Source organism: Nostoc cf. edaphicum LEGE 07299, assembly GCF_015207245.1.
Lineage (GTDB): Bacteria > Cyanobacteriota > Cyanobacteriia > Cyanobacteriales > Nostocaceae > Nostoc > Nostoc edaphicum_B.
On record NZ_JADEXF010000401.1, the window covers coordinates 1 to 4,769 of the forward strand.

The 4,769-nt window shown below is 39.5% G+C and carries 4 protein-coding genes; all 4 read right to left on the reverse strand.

From position 1 onward, the window contains the following. On the reverse strand, positions 1-830 hold an 830-nt coding region (locus IQ229_RS13470), incomplete at its 3' end, for a class I SAM-dependent methyltransferase (RefSeq protein WP_194044428.1). A gap of 17 nt (positions 831-847) precedes the next feature. Further along, positions 848-1,876, reverse strand: coding sequence for an NAD-dependent epimerase/dehydratase family protein (locus tag IQ229_RS13475; RefSeq protein ID WP_194044436.1), 1,029 nt, complete (start codon positions 1,874-1,876; stop codon positions 848-850). A gap of 3 nt (positions 1,877-1,879) precedes the next feature. Then, positions 1,880-4,435 (reverse strand): tetratricopeptide repeat protein, encoded by a 2,556-nt coding sequence (locus IQ229_RS13480; protein WP_194044446.1) that lies wholly within the window; start codon positions 4,433-4,435, stop codon positions 1,880-1,882. A 49-nt stretch (positions 4,436-4,484) separates the two neighbouring features. Beyond that, positions 4,485-4,769: hypothetical protein (locus tag IQ229_RS13485; RefSeq protein ID WP_194044448.1), on the reverse strand; the 285-nt coding region annotated here is incomplete at its 5' end.

Here is a 4,769-nt window from a genome sequence, read left to right on the forward strand (position 1 = left end):
CTAATAGGTTTAGAAGAGTCTTCGTTGTGGCGCGCATAAATTCTCAAAGAACCACCATGAGTAGTTAATTCTTCTACATCAAAAATTGTCAACCCGTGAGCAGCAAAAATCTTGTCTACGGTAAGAAAGGAAAAATAAGAGAAATGCTCGTGGTAAATAGTATCAAACTGATTTTCCTCGATTAACCGCATCAAGTGGGGAAATTCCATAGTAATTACACCATGCGGTTTGAGGATAATTTTCATCCCTTTGACAAAATCATTGAGATATGGTGTATGAGCAAGGACATTATTTCCGAGTAATAAATCTGCCTGTTTGCCCTTAGCAACCTGTTCTTTTGCTGTCTCCTGTCCAAAAAATTTGACGATTGTAGGAATACCTTTTTTAATTGCTACCTCAGCAACATTTGCTGCTGGCTCTATTCCCAGCGCCGGGATGCTTTTGGCAACGAAGTATTGCAGCAAGTAGCCATCGTTGCTAGCAATTTCTATTACCTGACTTTCCTGGTTTAATTGGAAACGTTCTACTACCAAATCAACATATTTCTTGGCGTGTTGCAACCAGCTATCAGAGTAGGAAGAGAAATAAGCGTAGTCGCTAAAAATATTTTCTGGGCTAATGTATTCTTGGAGTTGAACTAACAAACACTCTTCACAAACATAGACATGTAAAGGATAAAATGGCTCTACTTCATTGAGTTGTTTGAGACTGCGATAACTTTCGCAAGGAGGAGACATACCTAAATCTACAAAGGTATGCTGTAACCCTGTTCCACAGAATAGACAGTTACCAGTTATTAGTTGATTATTTGTTGATTTCAGTAAATTCATAACTTTATATGAAATTTTTAAACAGTCTGCCAGAAGAAATCTTGATTGATTTGTTGAGTGCGTATGAGGTATTCCAATTGTTTTAGGCGAGTAAAGCCTCTAGACTCAAATGTTCCTCTATCCATATCAATTTGCTGGAAGACATTATATAGTTGTTGGGCACCGCGCTGGGCATCCCATTCACATTTGAATCCTGGTAAATTTTGGTTAATTTTATTAAATAAAACCCGATAGCTGCGGTTGTCAGGATCGTGTTTACCAAAGCTCAATTGACAATCTGTAAAAACATCTGCAACTATTTGAGCAATTTGTTTGACTTGATAGTTGCTATTTGTATCACCGACATTGAAAATTTGGTTGTGAATTACATCACGCGGAGCTTCTAAGGTACAAATAATTGCTTTGCAGATATCTAATAGATGTACTAAGGGACGCCAAGGTGTACCGTCGCTGTTCATCTTGATTTCTTTAATTGTCCATGCCCAACCTGCTAGATTGTTTAAGACAATATCAAAGCGCATTCTCCCAGAAGCGCCATAGGCTGTGGCATTTCGGAGAAAGGTGGGAGAAAAGCTATCATCAGCAAGGAGTTTCACATCCTGTTCGACAAGTGCTTTACATTTGGCATAAGCTGTTTGGGGATTGATGGTAGACTCTTCGTTAACGTAGTCTTCAGTGGCAAAACCATAGACACTGCATGATGAAGTATAGACAAAGCGTTGGATTCCAGCTGCTTTGGCCAGTTTGGCTATATGTACTGAGCCTTTGTGGTTGATATCGTAGGTGATATCAGAGGCTAACTGACCTAAAGGGTCGTTAGAGAGTTCTGCCATGTGAACTACTGCTTCCACACCTTGCAGGTCTTCTATTGTAATGTGACGGATATCTTTGTTGAGGGTTTTGGCAGTTACCTTAGTGGCGTTATATAGCCAACCTACTTTATAAAAGCCAGTATCTAAACCAATAACTTCATGACCTTGTTGAATCAACAGAGGAGCTAATAATGAGCCGATATAACCTTCAGTTCCAGTTACAAGTATTTTCATATCCTATAGTGCGATCGCAATTTGTAGGGATTTTAATTCAGTAGGAATATTGCCTTGGGTATTATCTACAGGTACTGGTAGGAACTTAGCAATGATTTCTTCTCGTAGGGGAGCGGCTTCATCTTGAGTCAACCAAACGAATAACTTTGCTAATGCTTGCGGGGAGCTGTCAAGTTTGAGAATTTCTTGGAGCATACGCAAAGCTCCTATAACATTACCACTGTTTAGCGGAATCGCCGCCCGTGTCAAACAATAATTGAAATTATAGCTACGAGCTTGGCTTGTAATGTCTGCGCGATATTCAGCAGGAAGATAACTCTCTGAAATTTCTATACATTGGCGGATGGATGTCGCTAAAATACCGGATGATAAGTCATCACCTGTTTGCCTGTGGGAATGTATACGGTAACGAGCCAAACTTTCCGGTTCGTACCACCAATTAGAAGAAGCAGTAATGCGTTTATAAATTTCCCATTCAGGAGTACAAACTAACTTTGGATAATAACCTCCTATTTGTTCATGAGTCAGGCGACGAATGACAACCGCAGGCATTTGTAACGGACATGTTACACCAATCTGCTGCCAAAAATTCCCACAGATACCTTTCTGGTTTCCAAAACAGGAAATCACTTCCCCTTTTTCAGTTACTGTTCCTTTTTCATTGAAATATTCAAAATTAGCAAAAGCGGCTCCTACGGAATCTGGACACCCTTGAAGACTTTGCTGGAGTCGGTCATAAAAACCTGGAAGCACACTATCATCATCATGCAGAATATGAATCCACTGACCGCGACTGAGGGAAATGCCTGCATTTTGATTTGGCAATACTCCGATATTTTCCTGATTGCGGTAGTAGCGGATTATTCCCCCCCCAATACTGTTGACTAGATCAAACAATGGTGTTGTACTGGCATTATCCATTACCAGAATTTCCATCTGCTCTGCCCCAGTCCATTGCACCAAGACGCTAGCCAGACATTCAAGAAGATAATCGGTGCGGTTATATACTGGAATCACCACAGTCCAAAATGGTCGAGGTTTCTCTGGGTCTGTTACAGGTGGAATCGCTGGAAACTGATAGTCACCAACAGTAACCTCACCTTGAGGAATGGGGGGAGTAACGAGCATTTCTGGAGTGATGGCAGCATTCTGGTAAGCAGATACCACTTTGGCATAGTGAGGATTGAATAAAGTTAATGCCTGACGATACACAGAAATCGCCTCTGCTCTCTTATTTTGAGCTTGGTAAACCTGACTCAAACGGATGTAGATTTCCCAGTTTAAAGGATTAAGTTTTAGGGCTTGGTCATAAGAGGCGATCGCGTCTTCCCACTGACCTACTTCTTGCAGGGTGTTGCCTAAGCTATAATATGCCTCTAGCAAGTTTGGGTCAAGAGCGATCGCTTGACGATAGTAATTAATTGCTTCTTTGAAATTTCCTGCGATCGTGCGAGAAAGTCCCAATTTATGATTTAAATCCGCGTAGTGCGCTTGTTGATCTTTTGATAGTTTACCTTGCGCGTTCAGGGCGTTGCCTAAATTGACTTCTGCTTCGGCACAGTTGGGCTGAAGTTCTAAGGCTTTTTGATAACAAGTAACTGCTTCATCAAACTTGCCTTGTTGTTCCAAGGTATAACCCAAGTTATTATGTATTGCTACTAGCTTCGACTCTAAGGCTATAACATTAGGCAGAGAAGCGAAATCAAAATACAAAAAAAACTTTTGGCAAGAAACATTTTGAAATTTTTTATTTTCTTGCTTAAATTTTTGAGATAATAAAACTAATTCTCGATTTCTATTTCTGATCTCAATATCGTTTAGTTTCTCTAAAAGCTCGCCATCTAACTCTCTGCCCTCATTCCTCGAAAATGCGTTCTTTTTTAACCAATGTGTGTGCCAAAAAATAAACCCTATATAATAAGGTGTGAGTCCTTCAAATTGAATTGCTTCACAGAATGGAATTTTTGCATTTTTATCGAAAATATTTCGCGGTGAAACTGTCCAATATGCTACATCTCCATCACCAGAAGCCGGACAGTTTAAATTTGTGTAGTAGTTTGGATCGTCTGCAAGTTGATATAAGTTTACTCCTGAAAAAAATAAGGCTGTGTTTTGCAGATGATTTTGCTTCAAATAATTATAAATAGTTTTTAAGTGTTCAGGAATACCCACGCAATCGCCATCAATATAAACGCAAATTTTATACCGCGTCTGACTAAGACCAAAATTAGAATAAAAAACGAAAGAATGAATGTTGTTTACATCCAATTCAACTTGTTCTTTTGTACAAAATGAATAGACGTGGGGTAAGTAATGAAAAGCCCGTATTTTCTGAGGATATTTTTGTGCAAAGGCCTCTATTATTTGGGGAGTTTTGTCCGTACACTGATGATACACAATTACCAATTCATCTACATAATCAATCCAAGATTCGATCGTTGCTGCCAAAAATTCCTCTTCATTACGAACTCGCATCAGACCGCTGATCCCATCCTTTCGATTTTGTGGCTCAAAAGATGAAGTATTTATAGTAGGATGCTCAATCTGACTAATTGACATAGTTTTTAGTCCAAAACTAGAAAATTTTTGCTTTTTCCAAAACAAGTTTTTATAAAGGAACTGAGAGCAATCTTGAGGCAATTTCATCACGCAGAGGAGCTGCTTCTTCTTGTGTTAGCCACCGGAATAAATTTGCGACTGCTTCAGAGCTACGATCTATTTTTAAAGCCTCTTCTAACGCTTGCCAAACTCCAGCTAAATTACCAGCTTGTAGGGGAATTATGGCCGATTCTAGACAATAAAGAAAATAATGATTCTGGGATCGGGCGGTAATCTGTGCCGAGTATTCAGTGGGAAAATAACTCTTTGAAATTTCAATTGCACGGCGTATAGA